Origin of the sequence: Brevibacterium sp. p3-SID960, assembly GCF_025144725.1 — a bacterium.
Taxonomy (GTDB): domain Bacteria; phylum Actinomycetota; class Actinomycetes; order Actinomycetales; family Brevibacteriaceae; genus Brevibacterium.
Map to the genome: position 1 here is coordinate 1 of NZ_JALXKS010000035.1, position 14,980 is coordinate 14,980.

Genomic DNA, 14,980 nt, shown 5'->3' on the forward strand with positions numbered 1-14,980 from the left:
CGTGGTGCATCCGGCGGCGCTTCGTGTCGAGGTAGCCTGCGTTCTCCGGCCGGTCGGCGACCGGGAGCATCCGCCGCTCGGTCACCTCGATGCCGAGCGCTTCGAGCGCGGCGGCCTTCGTCGGATTGCTCGACAGCAGCCGCACCCGGGTGATGCCGAGGGCTTCGAGCATCTGGGCGGCGGCGGTGTAGTCACGAGCGTCATCAGGCAGGCCGAGGCGCCGGTTGGCATCGACGGTGTCGAGCCCGGCATCCTGCAGCTCATAAGCCTCCAGCTTCGGGCCGAGCCCGATGCCGCGGCCCTCATGTCCGCGCAGGTAGAGCAGCACGCCGCAGCCGGCGTCGGCGATTGCGGCCAGCGCCGCCTGCAGCTGGTCGCCGCAGTCGCAGCGATGCGAGCCCAGCGCATCGCCGGTGAGGCACTCGCTGTGCATCCGCACGAGCGGGGCGGTCGCAGCAGACGGATCGCCGGCGACCATCGCGACATGCGTGGTGCCGGCGGCGTCGAAGGCGTAGGTGGTGAAGACGCCGTGATCGGTGGGCAGCATCGTGCGTGCCCGCTGGTGAAGCGTGGCGCCGGATTCGGAGATAGCCATGGATGACAGTCTAGGCCGGGTTGCCGCCAGCGGCACGACCGCGTTCGAGGGCGATGATGTCGAGGGCGAAGGAGACAAGGAGACTTGCCACCGCCGCGACCGCGCACACCCACCCGAATGCCGGCACCGCCAGGCCCGGCGGGGAACCGGCAGCCAGCAGCAGCGGGCCCTGGAAGGCCGCCACCGTCTTGCGTCGCCACGACGGCGGCAGCTCGCCTTTCCAGGCCGGCCGGAGCGCGGCACCGGCCCGGAACGCGAAGTGCGCCAGCCCGCTGATGAGGCACCAGGCGCCGTAGAGCGGCACGAGCGCTGCGGCGAGCACGAGCACGACGGTCGCGTCGACCCGCTCATCGAAGCGGGCACCGGCGGCAGTCGTGACGGTCGCCCGGGCGATGAGCCCGTCGACGAGGTCGAGGGCGAGCATCGGGATCGCGATTCCGACCGCCAGCCACCCGAAACCCGGGCCCGGGTGCACGGCGATCGCGGCGATGACGACCAGCAGCATGCCCAGCCGCACGCAGGTGACGCAGTCGGCCCAGTGCCAGCCGCTGCCCGTTGCCGAGGCGGTGGCCGGCTCGCGGGGGACGAGCACCGGCCACGCGCCGAGGATCCCGGCGCCGGCAGTCAGGATGACCGGCACCGGTGAGGCGGCCAGCCACCCGGCCGTGACGAGTGCGACCGTGAGGATGAGGATGACGATCAGCCGTTGCATCAGCACCCACCTGACCGTGTGCCAGGGGACAGGCGGGCCTCCAGCCCGCGCTCACCTGCGGCCATGACGTGCCGGTGCGCCCAGCCGGCGAGCGGGCTGCAGGCGTTGACCGCGAACCGGCGCGAGGACACCGCCCACTCGAACGTCATCTGGGTGCCCGCCGCCTCGGGCACGGCACGCCACGTCCCGGTGCCGCTCAGGTCACCGCTGACCGCCAGCTGCGCGGCATGCGGGGCGGAGACGGACGTGAGCGTGAGCAGCAGATCGAGGCGGAAGCCCAGCGGGCTGCCGACGACCACCCGGGCGCGGGTGCCCGGGGCGATCGCGCCGGTTGCAGCGAACAGCTGTGCCGTGCGCACACCGGGCCACCAGGCAGACCAGCCGTCAACAGCACACAGCGCCTGCCAGCACCGGTGAGTCTCAGCTGGGATCTGCCACTGTGAGACGAACCGGTACCGACGCGGCGCTGTGAGGGTCATCGTCCCAGCCTATGCCGGGACGCGGGGGCTGCTCAGCTGCGGGCGGTGCGGCGGCGCATCGTCACCGCAACGGCAGCGCCGCCGACGACGAGGAGTGCGGCACCGCCGGCTGCCAGCGCGGCGGTTTCGCTGCCGGTGCGCGGCAGGGTGCCGCTGGCGCGCTTGGCATCGCCGGACTTCTTCGAGTCCTCGGAGCCGGCCTGCGCGTCATCGGACTTCTCGTCCTCGTCTGCCGCGCCGTCGGGTTCCTCACCGGTGTTCTCGTCGCCGGCGCTGTCATCATCCGTCGCCTCGTCTTCCGGTGCCGGGGTGTCCTCCGGTGCGGTGGCCTCGTCGTCGCGGTCGTCACCGGGCTGCTCCTCGGTACCGGAGTCGTCATCGGCGTCATCCTCGGGCAGGAACTCCGCCGGGATCGGCAGCGATGCGGTGGTGAAGCCAGCGAACGCCTTCTCCTGGCCCTTGAAGCCGCGGAAGTGGACCTGCTGCGGGTCGGTCTTGCCGGCGGTGAGCTCGGAATCGACGATGCGCACCTGCATCGTGCAGGTAATCGTGCGGCCGGGCTCCAGGCCGGGGAAGATCCAATCGCAGGCCAGCCACATCTCCTGACCCTCGTCGTCGATGTAGTTCTCGTCCTTGTCGTTGAAGGCGCGCAGCGTGCCATCGGTGGGCACATCGCCGGAGTTCGTGACGTCGAACCGGTACTCCTCGACAAGCCCGTAGGTCGAGTCGTCTTTGATCGTCTGAGACGTGAGCGCGAAGGTCAGCTCGCGCTTCTGCTCCTGCTCCGGGCCCGAGGTGTCGGCCGGGTCGGCGGCGTGGGCTGCAGCGGAACCGACGAAGGGGGCTGCGGCGAGCGCGCCGGCTGCGGGCAGTGCGGGGATCTTGTGCATGATGATGTGGGTGCTTCCTTGCATTGTCTTCCCGAGGCGGCAGCAGCCGCTGCGGATGTGGTGATGGGTGGGCGCAACGCCCACTACAACATCTTTCTCCGCATCTGATGAGTAGACAAAGGTGTAAAGATGCATGTGCGATAGCTTCCGGTAGCCGATGTGAATGAGCTCCGCATTGCTGCTAGCGCCGCACATGACCGGCGTCACGCTGGTGCACCAGTTTCAGTCGTGGCGCTCCTCGTCTGAGTTGCGCGACGATCGGAGACTGCGATGGCGACGCTGAAATCCACATTCACGACCCTGGGTGCAGTGCTTTTGGCTGTGCTCATGGCGATGCTGCCGAGTCCGGCGCTGGCGGAGCCCGGTGTCGCCAACTCCGAGGTCACCTACTCCGCTGACGGTCAGACATTCACGCAGATCGAGCCCGACGGGTATGCTCCGCGCAGCAATGACGGCATCAGCGTCAGGCCGGGCGGGAATCCCAATACGAAGACCACGCTGATCCGGCATTCGACGACGAATGTGCAGCATCTCGACGTCGTCATCGCCGTGCGCGATCTCACCGAGCTCACGGCCTCGCGCGGCAACCCGAGCGACTTCCTCATCACGATCGTCGTCGATGGTGTTGAGTCCGACGAGTACCGGTTCGGCGATCTCTTCGCTGATGGTGAGCCTTATGACGGCGACCCGAACCTGCGCCGCGTCGGCCCGGCGATTGAGCTGACCGGTGATGTCGGTGAGGTCCATGATGTGAAGATTCTGCACCGCCTGCCCGCTGAGAGCGGCAATGAGTCGCAGCGAGCGATGTTCCTGCACAACCTCGCAGTCATCCCGCAGGCGCCGAGCCCGTCGCCCACCCCGACCGACACGGAGACTCCGTCACCCACTCCGACTGACACCGAGACTCCATCGCCATCGCCGACGGATACCGAAACCCCGTCGCCGACTCCAACGGCCACCGACACAGAGACCCCGCCGCCGACGCCGACGGAGACCGAGGCCCCGGCTCCGACCGCCACCGCCACAGAGTCCGATGCCCCGCGTCCATCCGGCGAGCCGACCGATCAGCCGGGTCCGCCGCGCGAGGACGACCGGCCTGGCCCGCCGCGCGATGATGACGGGAAGTCGCTGCCGCGCACCGGTTCCGACGTCGCCCTCGGCTTGGGCTTCGGACTGGCGCTCGTCGGCATCGGTGCCGCCGCAGCCCTGGCCGGACGCCGCCGGGCGTGAATCGCAGGAGCCCGACGCGGCCCTGAAGTACGTGGCTCGAAGGATCCGTCGCGGCCACGCGCCGGGTTCCCGAATCCGAAATACCGGACAATAATGACGTGAGTCCGGTGCCCCGAGCCCGCTCACAGTGGCACCCTGAAGACGACTGCCGTGTGCGCGCCACCCACGCGGCCAGACGCCGAATGGCTCAGGCGATGACGCCGCCGGCCAGTGCAGAAGGGAAACCATGGGCACCATTCTCGTGACCGACATTTCGGAGCTCGTGACCAACGACCCGTCAGCCGCAGCTGCCGGCCCGGCCGCCGCCTCGGCGCCGGACGGCTATGAACGCCTCGGCATCATCACCGACGCCGCGATGCTCATCGACGGCGACACCGTCCGCTGGGTTGGACCCGCCGACCAGGCCCCCGCCGGCGCCACCACGATCTCCGCAGCCGGCGGCGCGGTCATCCCCGGTTTCGTCGACAGCCACAACCACCTCATCTTCGCCGGCGACCGCTCCGCCGAGTTCGCCGCTCGGATGGCCGGTCAGAAGTACTCCGCCGGCGGAATCGCCACCACCGTGGCCGCCACCCGCGCAGCCAGCGACGCCGAACTCGAAGACAACCTCACGACGCTCATGCGCCAGGCCGAGCACTCCGGCACCACGACGTTCGAGATCAAGACCGGCTACGGCCTCACGCTGGCGGACGAGATCCGCCAGCTGGAGATCATCAACCGCCACACCGATGAATCCACCCTCATCGCCGCCCACGTCGTCCCGCCGGAGCACAAAGACAACCCCGAGCGCTACGTCGACCTCGTCATCGACGAGATCATCCCGGCCGCCGCCGGCAAGGCCAAGTGGATCGACGTGTTCTGCGAAGAGGGTGCCTTCACCGAAGACCAGACTGCCCGCATCCTCAACGCCGGCGTCGCTGCCGGGATGCGTCCGCGCCTGCACGCCAACCAGCTCACCGCCAGTGGCGCCCTGCAGCTGGCCGCAGCACACGGCTGCGCGTCTGCCGACCATGCGACTTTCGCCTCGGACGCGGACCTCGCAGCCCTCGCCGAGGCCGGCACCGTGGCCACCCTGCTGCCCGGCGTCGAGTTCTCCACCCGCCAGCCCTATCCGGACGCCCGCCGCTTCCACGCCGCCGGCGTCACCGTCGCGATCGCCAGCGACTGCAACCCCGGCTCGTGCTTCACCAGCTCGATCCCCTTCTGCATCGCCCTGGCCGTGCGCGATATGCACTTCACCGTCGAACAGGCCGTCTGGTCGGCCACCGCCGGCGGCGCCGCCGCCCTCGACCGCACGGACGTCGGCCGGCTCAGCCCCGGGGCGCGCGCTGACTTCTCCATCCTCACCGCCCCCAGCTACCGCCACCTGGCCTACCGGCCCGGCGTCAATCTCATCGGCCAGGTCTACCGCGCCGGCCGCCCGATCGCCGCCAACCCATCGTGAAAGGCACCCACATGACCGCTGACACCCCCACCGTCGCACTCGAACCCAATGCGCTGACGTTCGCTGACGTCGTCGCCGTCGCCCGCCACGACGCGCAGGTCACCGTTCCCGAGGCAGTGGCTGAGAACGTGGCCGCCAACCGTGCCGCAGTCGAGGCGCTGGCAGAGGCGCCGCGCCCGGTCTACGGCGTCTCGACCGGCTTCGGTGCGCTTGCCCAGCGCCACATCCCGCACGATATGCGCGCCCAGCTGCAGAAGTCGCTCATCCGCTCTCATGCCGCCGGCGTCGGCACCCCCGTCGAACGCGAAGTCGTCCGCGCCCTCATGCTGCTGCGCGCCCGCACCCTGGCCACCGGCCGCACCGGCGTGCGCCTGGAGACGCTCAACACCTACGTCGCGATCCTCAACGCCGGCATCACCCCGGTCGTCTACGAATACGGCTCACTCGGCTGCTCCGGCGACCTCGCACCCCTGTCGGCCTGCGCCCTCGTGGCGATGGGCGAAGGCGAAGTCCACGCACCCGACGGCACCACCGCCTCGGCCGCGGATGCCCTCGCCGCAGCCGGCATCGAACCGCTCGAACTGGCCGAGAAGGAGGGTCTGGCGCTCGTCAACGGCACCGACGGCATGCTCGGCATGCTCATCCTCGCCCTGCACGACATCGAGAACCTCCTCACCACCGCCGACCTCACCGCGGCGATGAGCGTCGAAGCGCAGCTGGGCACCGACCGGGTGTTCATGCCCGATCTGCACGAGCCGCTGCGCCCGCAACCGGGCCAGACTGCCTCGGCGGCGAACATGCTCACCGCCCTGCACGAGTCCCCGATCGTCGCCAGCCACCGCGACTCCACCCACCTCGTGCAGGACGCCTACTCGCTGCGCTGCACCCCGCAGGTCACCGGTGCGGCCCGCGACGCCGCCGCCTACGCCGCCCAGGTCGCCGCCCGCGAACTCCGGGCAGCGATCGACAACCCGGTCGTGCTGCCCGACGGCTCGGTGTCCTCCAACGGCAACTTCCACGGCGCCCCGCTCGCCCACGCACTCGACTTCCTCGCCATCGCCGTCGCCGATGCGGCCAACATCGCCGAACGCCGCACCGACCGGATGATGGATGTGGCCCGCAATGAGGGTCTGCCGCCGTTCCTCGCCGATGACGCCGGGGTCGACTCCGGGCTGATGATCGCCCACTACACGCAGGCCGCGCTCGTCTCCGAGCTCAAGCGCCTGGCCACCCCTGCCAGCGTCGACTCGATCCCGTCGTCTGCGATGCAGGAGGACCACGTGTCGATGGGCTGGTCGGCTGCGCGGAAACTGCGCACCGCAGTGACGAACTTCGCCTCCGTGCTCGGCATCGAACTCTACGCAGCCGCCCGCGCCACCGATCTGCGCGAACACGACCCGGCCGCCGTCACCGGCGCGGTCATCAGCCTGCTGCGTGAGACCGTGCCCGGCCCCGGCCCGGACCGCTTCCTCTCACCAGAGCTGGCTGAGGCGATCGAGCTCGTCGCCTCCGGCCGTGCGAGCGCCGCTGCCGAGGCGGTCGCACCGCTGGCCCATACGCTCACCGACACTGACGGCACCGTGCTCACCGGCCGGAGCCAGGACGCCGCACGGAGTGAGGACGCATGACAGACGTCACCTCGCTCATGCGGCAGATCGAGGACGTCGGCACCGACCCGCGCGGTCCCGGCTATCTGCGCCCGGGTTATTCGCCGGTCGAACGCGAGCTGCGCGACTGGTTCGTCGCTGAAGCCGAGCGCCGCGGCCTCGACGTCGAGATCGACGCCAATGGCATCGTGTGGGCGTGGGCGACCGCGCCCGGCGACAACGCCGTCATCACCGGCTCCCACCTGGACTCGGTGCCCGGCGGCGGCCAGTTCGACGGCCCCCTCGGCGTCGCCTCGGCGCTGGCCGCCTACGATGAGCTCGCCTCCCGCGGCACCTTCGACCAGCCGACCCGACCCTTCGCGCTTGCCGTGTTCCCGGAGGAGGAGGGCTCTCGGTTCGGGCTCGCCTGCCTGGGCTCCCGGCTGCTCACCGGCGCCGTCGCCGCTGATGATGCGCTCGCCCTGACTGACCAGAACGGCGACACGCTCGCCGAGGTCGTCACCCGCTACGACCTCGACCCGCAGCGGATGGGTGCCGATGCGGACCGGATCGCGCAGATCGGCTCGTTCATCGAACTCCACGTCGAACAGGGTGTCGGGCTCATCAACACCGATCAGCCGGTGGCGATCGGCTCCTCGATCGTCGGTCACGGCCGCTGGCACTTCCGCTTCACCGGCCAGGGCAACCACGCCGGCACCACCCCGATGACCCACCGCGCCGACCCGGTCGCCGCCGCCAGCCGCCTCATCGGCGACATCCCGGCACTGGCCGACGGGTTCGACCAGGCCGTCGCGACGGTCGGACGGACTTCGATCCACCCCGGCGGCACGAACGTCATCGCCTCGGCGATGGACTTCTGGTTCGACATCCGCCACGACTCCGATGACGTCGTCGCAGAAGTCCTCGACGCGATCACCAGCCGCGGCCGCGAGCGTGCCGCCGAGGCCGCCGGTGCGGGTGCGCGGGACAACGGCATCGAGGTCAGCCTCGATGTCAGCCGCGAATCCTATTCGCCGACGACGTACTTCCACCGCGAGCTCAACGACCGGCTGCGCGCTGTGCTGCCCGAGGCGCCGCTGCTGCCGACCGGTGCCGGCCACGACGCCGGCATCCTCGCCGCGCATGTGCCCTCGGCGATGCTGTTCGTGCGCAACCCCACCGGCGTCTCGCACGCCCCGGAAGAAGCCTGTGAAGACGACGACGCCCGCTCCGGCGCGAAGGCACTGGCCGATGTGCTCGCCGCCGAACTCACCCACGGCCTCGACAACGGCACGGCATCATGACCCGCACGCTGCACTTCGAGGCCGCCTGGCTGGCCCCGGGCCGGTACGCGCGCGATGTGCGCGTCAGCATCGACGATGACGGCATCATCACCGCGCTCGAGGAGGGTGCAGACCCTTCCGTTCCCGCGGCAGTGGACCAGGTGGCAGGGTTTGCGATCCCCGGAGCCGTCAACGCCCATTCCCATGCCTTCCACCGGCTGCTGCGCGGACGCACCCACGGTGACGGAGGGACCTTCTGGACGTGGCGCGAGGTGATGTACCGGGTGGCCGGCCAGCTCGACCCTGAGAACTACTACCGGGCCGCTCGCGCCATCTACGCCGAGATGGTCACCGCCGGTTACACGGCCGTCGGCGAGTTCCACTACGTCCACCACGCCCCCGGCGGCACACCCTATGCTGAGCCGCACGCGATGGAGCGCGCCCTCGCCCAGGCCGCGCTTGATGCCGGGATCCGGCTCGTCCTCCTCGACACCTGCTACCTCACCGGCGCGATCGGCGAAGACCTCAATGCAGAGCAGCAGCGCTTCGGCGACGGCACGATCGACGGCTACCTGCAGCGTCACTCCGGCCTGGCCGAGATGCTGGCCGCTGACTTCCCGGCCCATGCCACCGTGGGGGGAGTGACCCTCGGTGCTGCGATCCACTCAGTGCGCGCCGTACCCGCCGCAGCTCTGTCGGCTTTCACCGCACTCGACGGCCCGCTGCATGTCCACCTGTCCGAACAGCCAGCCGAGAACGATGCCTGCCGGCAGGCCTACGGCAAGACCCCCACGCAGCTGCTCGCTGACGCAGGCGTCGTGACCGACCGGCTCTCGGCCGTCCACGCCACCCACCTGACCGACGCGGACATCGAACTGCTCGGCAGCGCCGCCTCCACGATCGTCATGTGCCCGACAACCGAAGCCGACCTGGCCGACGGCATCGGCCCGGCCCGCGCCCTCGCTGACGCCGGTGCGGTCATCAGCCTCGGCTCCGACCAGCACGTCACCCTCGACCCGCTGCTGGAGCTGCGCGGACTCGAAGCCGGCGAACGACTCGGCTCCGGCCAGCGCGGCCGCTTCAGCCCTGCTGAACTGCTCGCCGCACTTACCTCCGGCGGCAGCCGGTCCCTGCACTTAGGCGACTCGAACGCCGCGGCCACCACCGCCTCGGGCGCGGGACTGACCGTCGGCCAGCCGGCCGACATCGCCGTCATCGCCGCCGACACCCCGCGCACCTACGGATCCAAAGGCGAGCAGATCATGCTCGCCGGCACCGCCGCCGATGTCACCCACGTGTTCTCCGCCGGCCGGCTCGTCGCTGAGAACGGCGTGCACACGAGCCTCGGGCCAGTGGGCGAGCTCTACCGGGAGGCCTACCGGGCCTTCGACTTCGGAGACTGAGATGGCCGAAGTTCCAGCCCTGCGCCGCGCTGTCGCGATCCTGCGCGCGCTGGCCGGATCGAACCGGCCGATCACCGCAGGTGCGATGGCGCGCTCGCTGTCGATCCCGCGCTCGTCGATCTATGAGATTCTCTCGGTGCTCGAAGAACTCGGGCTGGTGGCGAAGACCGGTGGCGGGTACATGCTCGGTGCCGGCGTGTCCGAACTCGGCAGCGCCTATGTGCGGGCCAACCCGCTGCAGCGGCTGTCGGCCCCGATCATCCGCCAGCTCGCCGAGGCGACCCGCGGGACTGCGCAGCTGGCGGTGCTGCGCGGCTGGGAGACCGTCTACGTGCTCAAGGAGCAGTCGGTCGAATCCGTGGCCGTCATCACCGCGACCGGCGTGCGGATGCCGGCCTACCTGACCGCCACGGGCCGAGCGATCATGTCCGCGCTGCCCAAACGCGATGTGCTCGCACTGCTCAGCGGCGAGGACGTCTTCGTCTCCCGCACCGGCGCCGGGCCCACCTCGATGCGGCAGCTGCTCAGCCAGCTCGCCGAGACTCGCCAGCAGGGCTACGCTCTCGAACGTGGGGAGATCACCCCAGGCGTGTGCACGATCGCCGCGCCCGTCTTCGATGTGCTTGACCGCCCGGTCGCCGGCGTCGGCGTCAGCATCCCCGATGCTGAGCAGAGCAATGCGCGGGTACGCGAAGTCAGAGACCGTGTCACGGCTGCGGCCGATACGATCACCTCACGGCTGCGCTGACACGCCGGCTGAAAGGCCAGCGTCATCTGATGACCAGGACGGACGGCTGTTCACGCTGATGCGGTGCCTCGCGGTGACGGCGTCTGCTCGTAGAACGACCTGCCTCTCCGGGGCAGCGCAGACGGACGAACCGTCACCCCTGCGACCACGGCAGGTCGAGCACCTGAGCCTGCTCACCGGCGCACAGACCCGCAGTCGGCACCGCGAGCAGCCCGTCAGCCTCGGTGAGCCCGCGCAGCATGTTCGACCCCCGGGCATCGCAGGGCTCCCACCGGCCGTCGGAGCGCTGGCGGGCCGGCATGAGTGTGCTCACGCGCACCGGCCGCACCTCGAGGGCCATCTCCACCGGGTGTGCCGCCCGCAGCGGCTTTCCGAGCATCCCACACAGCAGCGGTTCGACGACGACCCGGATCGCTGTCATCGCCGCCAGCGGATTGCCCGGCAGCCCGACATGCCAGGCCCCCGAGTGCCCACCGAGCTGCGCGAACGTCGTCGGATGCCCTGGCCGCATCGCCAGCTCCGGGAACAGCAGCTCACTGGCCAATCGTGCCGACTCCCGCCTGACATGATCGGCATCCGAATGCCCAGTCCCGCCGGTGGTGAGCACGACATCAGCGGCAGCCAGCGCCGCGTGGAGTGCGATCCGGGTCGCCTGCGCGTCGTCGCCGATCCGCCGTACGTCGATCACGTCTCCGCCCAGGCCCGCCACGAGCCCCGGCAGCGCCGGTCCGAACGTGTCGCGCACCTGCCCGGGTACTGGCTGACCTGAGGTGATGACTTCGTCTCCAGTCATCAGCAGCGCCACCCGCGGCCGCCTGCACACCGGCAGCGCATCGAGCCCGGCAACGGCCGCATAGGCCAGATCGGCCGGTGAGAGCACCCGCCCGCCTTCCAGCAGCACCTCACCGGCACGGGTCTCTCGGCCGGCTCGCCGGATGTTGCGCGCCGGCGCCAGATCCGTTGCCGGGGCATCAGGGCGCAGCCGCAGCACGGTCTGTCCGGCCGCGTCGGCTCCCATCACCTCGGTGTGTTCGGAGCGCACGACGCTCGTGGTGCCTGCCGGCACTGCGCCGCCGGTGAGGATCGGACGCGCCCACCCTGCTGTCAACGCACGGGCGCCGGACGCGGCGTGGGCATCCGCTCCTGAGGCGGTGCTCGCCTCGAGCTGCCAGGGAGGTGGGCCGGACACGGCGAAGCCGTCCATCGCCGAGGAGTCGAAATGCGGGATCTCGCGGCCGGCTGTCACCGTGTGAGCGAGCACCCGGCCCAGGCACTCGGCCAGCGGCAGCGACTCGACCGGCTGGGGCGTGGAAGCACCAGCATGAGCGGCGATGCTGGTCGCCTGCTGCCAATCCGGGTGGGTCATGGCCTCATTCTCACATGCTGCCGAACCTCACTCGATTCCCCACGCAGCGGCCTGCTCGGCCCACTGTTCCGGGGTGCCACCGTCGGCGTAGAAGTTCAGCTCATAGGCCGTCGCGCCGTCGATCGCCTCACGGATGAGGTCGGCATGCCCGGCATGACGTGCGACCTCGGTGATGATGTGATTCACCGCCCACCGGTTGCTGTAGCTTTCGGACGGCATGTACTGCGGTGCCGGATTCGGGAACGCCAGATCGAGGTCGAGCCACGGAATCACGTCAGCCAGCTCATCGATCCGGTCGTCGAGCAGCCCGAGCAGCTTCTCCAGGCTCATCCCCTCCGGCACCTCACAGCCGGAGAAAGAACCTTCCGGCAGCCCGGTGCCGGCGGTGATATGCGTGTACTCCTCCAGCGGGATCATCTCTGGTGCCCGCTGAGCTGCGGCCAACCAGCCGTGGATGACCTGCACGCTGTGCGCGACGAGCCCTGCGATCGACAGGCTGCTCGGCAGCGGTGTGGCGGTGGCCTGCTCCCAGGTGAGGTTGAGGGCCGTGCTGCGCAGCTGGCGGAGCTGCTGCTGGGCGAAGGTGACGAGGCTTTCGGTCTCGGTCTGGACCGGTGGGGCGGCGAACGGCATGATGACTCTTTCAGTCGAATGGGTAGCGGTTCACCACCAGGATCCGGCTTATTCCGGCCACCTTCTGACCGCTATATCGCTACGATTGAAAGCATGTCCCGCCGCACTGATCAGCGCACCCTCGATCTGCTCGGCCTGCTCGCCACGGGCCGTGCCGCCACCTCTGCCGAGCTGGCCGCGGCCCTCGGCACCTCCGAGCGCTCGGTGCGCCGCGACATCGCCGCTCTGCGCGAATCGGGCTACCGCATCGAAGCCTCGACCGGGCCTGGCGGCGGATACATCAGCCCCGGTGGCGTCACCCTGCCGCCGCTGCAGTACACCGCCGATGAGGCTTTCACCTTGGCACTCGCCCTCGGCTCACTCACCAGCATTGGCGTGCACGAACGCGGCGGTGCAGTCGCCACCACCAGTGCGAAGCTCGCCGCAGTGCTGCCCGGCCCGCTCGCCGCCGAAGTCGACCGGGCCGCGGCCGCGATCCACGCCGCAGCCGGCAATGAACCCCAGGTGCCATTGGCCAGAATCGCTGGACTCGCCCGCGCGATCGCCGCCGGCTGCCTTGCCGACATCCACCACACCCGCGGTGAGACCACCGTCGAACGTCGTGTCGAACCGTATGCCCTCGTCGTCTTCGGCAGCCACTGGTACCTCGTCGCCCACCGGCACGACACCTCCCGGGCAGATGGATGGCGGACCTACCGGCTCGACCGCATCACCGAGGTGCATCAGACGACCTTCGGCTTCATCCCGCACAGCAGCGCACCAGCGGTCACCGACCCGGTCGAGTTCGTTCGCCAGCAGGTGACCGCCGCGGTCTATGAGGTCATGGTCACCGCGATCGTCGAGGCACCTGCCGCTGAGGTCTCCGAGCGCTTCCCGGGCCGATCCGGCACCGTCGAGGCGATCGATGATTCCCGCTGCCGCGTGCGCATCGGCGCCGGCACCGGAAGCTTACGCTGGCTGCTGCTCTATCTGCTCAGCCTCGACGTGCCCTTCACCATCACCGGCCCGCCGGAAGCCCGGACCGAACTCGAACGCCTCGCCGCGACCGCAGCAGACGCCTCACACCGCCGCCCTGACTAGGCCGAAACCTCATCCGCCGGCGAACGGCGGCAGCACATCGACACGCTGACCAGGTTTGATGAGTGTGCCGTCGAGCACGACGAATCCGTCGACGAAGCTCGAGCTCTCCGCCAGCACCGTCTTGAGCGCCGGCTCCCCGGTTGGCGGGTCCGGGTGCCGTTCGGCCAGCAGCTCGAAGAGCTGCGCTTGGCTCACCGGCTCGTCAAGGGGCACCTGCTCTTCGGCGATCCCGCCGGCGGCAGCCCGGGCGGCGGCGAAGTACCGGACGGTGACCTCCCTGCCGTCCCCCTCCTCGGGCGCGGTGTGCTGCTGATCCATCCTCACCCTCCGATCGCGCTCATCGAGCGCTCCGGCTGGACGTACTCGTCGCTGTCAAGGCCCGGCCGGCCCATCCCGTGGGCGCGCGGCTTGAGCCACATCGCCTGCCGCCACGCCTGCCCGACGGCTGCGTCATCGGCATCCGAGCGCAGCAGCAGCGAGAGGTCGAACTCCTCATGGGAGAACAGGCATGAGCGGATCTTGCCCTCGGCGGTGATGCGGGTGCGGGTGCAGTCGCCGCAGAACGGCTCGGTCACCGAGGCGATGATCCCCACCCGGCCCAGCGGCTCGCCGGCCGGTCCCGAGGTGGTGGCTGCGTGCGGGTAGACCCGCCACCGCTGAGCTGGGGCGCCGGCACGGGGGACGTCGTCGGCGACGAGATCCCAGTGAGCGCTCAGCTGGGTGCGGATCTCCTCGGCGGTGACCATGTTCGCCCGCGTCCAACCGTGATCCCCGTCGAGCGGCATCTGCTCGATGAACCGCAGCTCCAGCCCGCGGGCCAGCGCGAAGTCGAGCAGCTCTGCGGCCTGGTCGTCGTTGACCCCGCGCATCAGCACTGCGTTGATCTTCACCGGTGACAGCCCGGCGGCCTGGGCGGCATCGATGCCGTCGAGCACCTGGGTGAGCCGGTCCCGGCGGGCCAGCTTCGCGTAGGTGTCTGCGTCGATCGTGTCGAGGGAGATGTTGAGCCGCGACAGTCCGGCCTCAGCGAGCTTCGCTGCGCGAGCAGCCAAGCCGATGCCGTTGGTGGTGATCGCGATCGGCAGTGCGGCGTGTTCGGCGCGGATGCCGGCGATGATCGTCTCCAGGTCGGGTCGGATGAGCGGTTCGCCCCCGGTCAGTCGCAGCTGGGTGACCCCGAGGTCGCGCACAGCGATGCGCACAAGACGCCCCACCTCGGCAGCGGTGAGCAGCCTCTCCTGCGGCATCCAGTTCATGCCCTCCGCGGGCATGCAGTAGGTGCAGCGCAGATTGCATTTGTCTGTCAGGGAGATGCGCAGGTCGGTGCCGGTCCGGCCGAACTGGTCGAGCAGCGGCCCGGAGGCAGGGGCATCGGCGGCCCGGCGGGCCAGCGACGCGGCGACGCTGCCAGCAGTGGGCCTGACGGTGGGAAGTCCCAGCTCAACAGACATGCATCGAGTCTAGCAACGGCGCATGTGTCTCGGCTAGAAAGGCCCGCGGCGTCCACCGGGCGTGGAGCTTCGGGCACTAG

15 protein-coding genes are annotated in these 14,980 nt (G+C 70.1%); 7 read left to right on the forward strand and 8 right to left on the reverse strand.

From position 1 onward, the window contains the following. The 4 genes from ribA to M3B11_RS10465 form a co-directional block, all read right to left on the reverse strand. Positions 1-595 (reverse strand): GTP cyclohydrolase II (ribA, locus tag M3B11_RS10450; RefSeq protein WP_259877393.1); only part of this gene is annotated, 595 nt, incomplete at its 3' end. Between the two features lie 10 nt (positions 596-605). After that, on the reverse strand, positions 606-1,307 hold the full coding sequence (locus tag M3B11_RS10455) for a CDP-alcohol phosphatidyltransferase family protein (protein WP_259877394.1): 702 nt from the start codon (positions 1,305-1,307) through the stop codon (positions 606-608). Next, positions 1,307-1,786, reverse strand: coding sequence for an SRPBCC family protein (locus tag M3B11_RS10460; RefSeq protein WP_217006811.1), 480 nt, complete (start codon positions 1,784-1,786; stop codon positions 1,307-1,309). Before M3B11_RS10460 ends, M3B11_RS10455 begins: the two co-directional genes overlap by 1 nt. Positions 1,787-1,818: 32 nt before the next feature. Continuing rightward, positions 1,819-2,676 carry an LPXTG cell wall anchor domain-containing protein gene (locus M3B11_RS10465; protein WP_259877395.1) on the reverse strand — a complete coding sequence of 286 codons (858 nt, stop codon included), beginning with the start codon at positions 2,674-2,676 and terminating at the stop codon, positions 1,819-1,821. Between the two features lie 270 nt (positions 2,677-2,946). Between M3B11_RS10465 and M3B11_RS10470 the strand changes: the two genes are divergently transcribed. From M3B11_RS10470 to M3B11_RS10495, 6 genes are all read left to right on the forward strand, one after another. Then, positions 2,947-3,906, forward strand: a complete 960-nt coding sequence (locus M3B11_RS10470; RefSeq protein ID WP_259877396.1) for a hypothetical protein — start codon at positions 2,947-2,949, stop codon at positions 3,904-3,906. A gap of 226 nt (positions 3,907-4,132) precedes the next feature. Then, a complete protein-coding gene (gene hutI, locus M3B11_RS10475; protein WP_259877397.1) occupies positions 4,133-5,350 on the forward strand; it encodes an imidazolonepropionase in 1,218 nt (405 codons plus the stop codon). Positions 5,351-5,361: 11 nt separating this feature from the next. Further along, on the forward strand, positions 5,362-6,978 hold the full coding sequence (hutH, locus tag M3B11_RS10480; RefSeq protein WP_259877398.1) for a histidine ammonia-lyase: 1,617 nt from the start codon (positions 5,362-5,364) through the stop codon (positions 6,976-6,978). Then, a complete protein-coding gene (locus tag M3B11_RS10485) occupies positions 6,975-8,240 on the forward strand; it encodes an allantoate amidohydrolase (protein ID WP_259877399.1) in 1,266 nt (421 codons plus the stop codon). Before hutH ends, M3B11_RS10485 begins: the two co-directional genes overlap by 4 nt. Next, positions 8,237-9,622 carry a formimidoylglutamate deiminase gene (locus tag M3B11_RS10490; RefSeq protein ID WP_259877400.1) on the forward strand — a complete coding sequence of 462 codons (1,386 nt, stop codon included), beginning with the start codon at positions 8,237-8,239 and terminating at the stop codon, positions 9,620-9,622. The genes M3B11_RS10485 and M3B11_RS10490 overlap by 4 nt, the downstream gene beginning before the upstream one ends. A 1-nt stretch (position 9,623) precedes the next feature. Then, entirely contained in the window at positions 9,624-10,370 is a 747-nt protein-coding gene (locus M3B11_RS10495; protein WP_259877401.1) for an IclR family transcriptional regulator, read from the forward strand. A 133-nt stretch (positions 10,371-10,503) separates the two neighbouring features. On the opposite strand, the gene M3B11_RS10500 is transcribed toward M3B11_RS10495, so the two are convergent. Both M3B11_RS10500 and M3B11_RS10505 read right to left on the reverse strand, forming a co-directional pair. Next, the gene (locus M3B11_RS10500; RefSeq protein ID WP_259877402.1) at positions 10,504-11,736 is read right to left on the reverse strand and encodes a molybdopterin molybdotransferase MoeA; all 1,233 of its coding nucleotides are present in this window, start codon (positions 11,734-11,736) and stop codon (positions 10,504-10,506) included. Positions 11,737-11,763: 27 nt separating this feature from the next. Continuing rightward, a complete protein-coding gene (locus M3B11_RS10505) occupies positions 11,764-12,369 on the reverse strand; it encodes a DinB family protein (protein ID WP_259877403.1) in 606 nt (201 codons plus the stop codon). A 93-nt stretch (positions 12,370-12,462) separates the two neighbouring features. Here M3B11_RS10505 and M3B11_RS10510 point away from each other — a divergent pair, with 93 nt between their 5' ends. Beyond that, positions 12,463-13,449 carry a YafY family protein gene (locus M3B11_RS10510; RefSeq protein ID WP_259877404.1) on the forward strand — a complete coding sequence of 329 codons (987 nt, stop codon included), beginning with the start codon at positions 12,463-12,465 and terminating at the stop codon, positions 13,447-13,449. Between the two features lie 9 nt (positions 13,450-13,458). Here M3B11_RS10510 and M3B11_RS10515 read toward each other — a convergent pair whose 3' ends face one another. Beyond that, on the reverse strand, positions 13,459-13,767 hold the full coding sequence (locus tag M3B11_RS10515; RefSeq protein ID WP_217006801.1) for a MoaD/ThiS family protein: 309 nt from the start codon (positions 13,765-13,767) through the stop codon (positions 13,459-13,461). 2 nt (positions 13,768-13,769) lie between these two features. Beyond that, positions 13,770-14,900: a GTP 3',8-cyclase MoaA gene (moaA, locus tag M3B11_RS10520; RefSeq protein ID WP_259877405.1), complete on the reverse strand. Its 1,131-nt coding sequence runs from the start codon at positions 14,898-14,900 to the stop codon at positions 13,770-13,772. Positions 14,901-14,980: the final 80 nt, after the last annotated feature.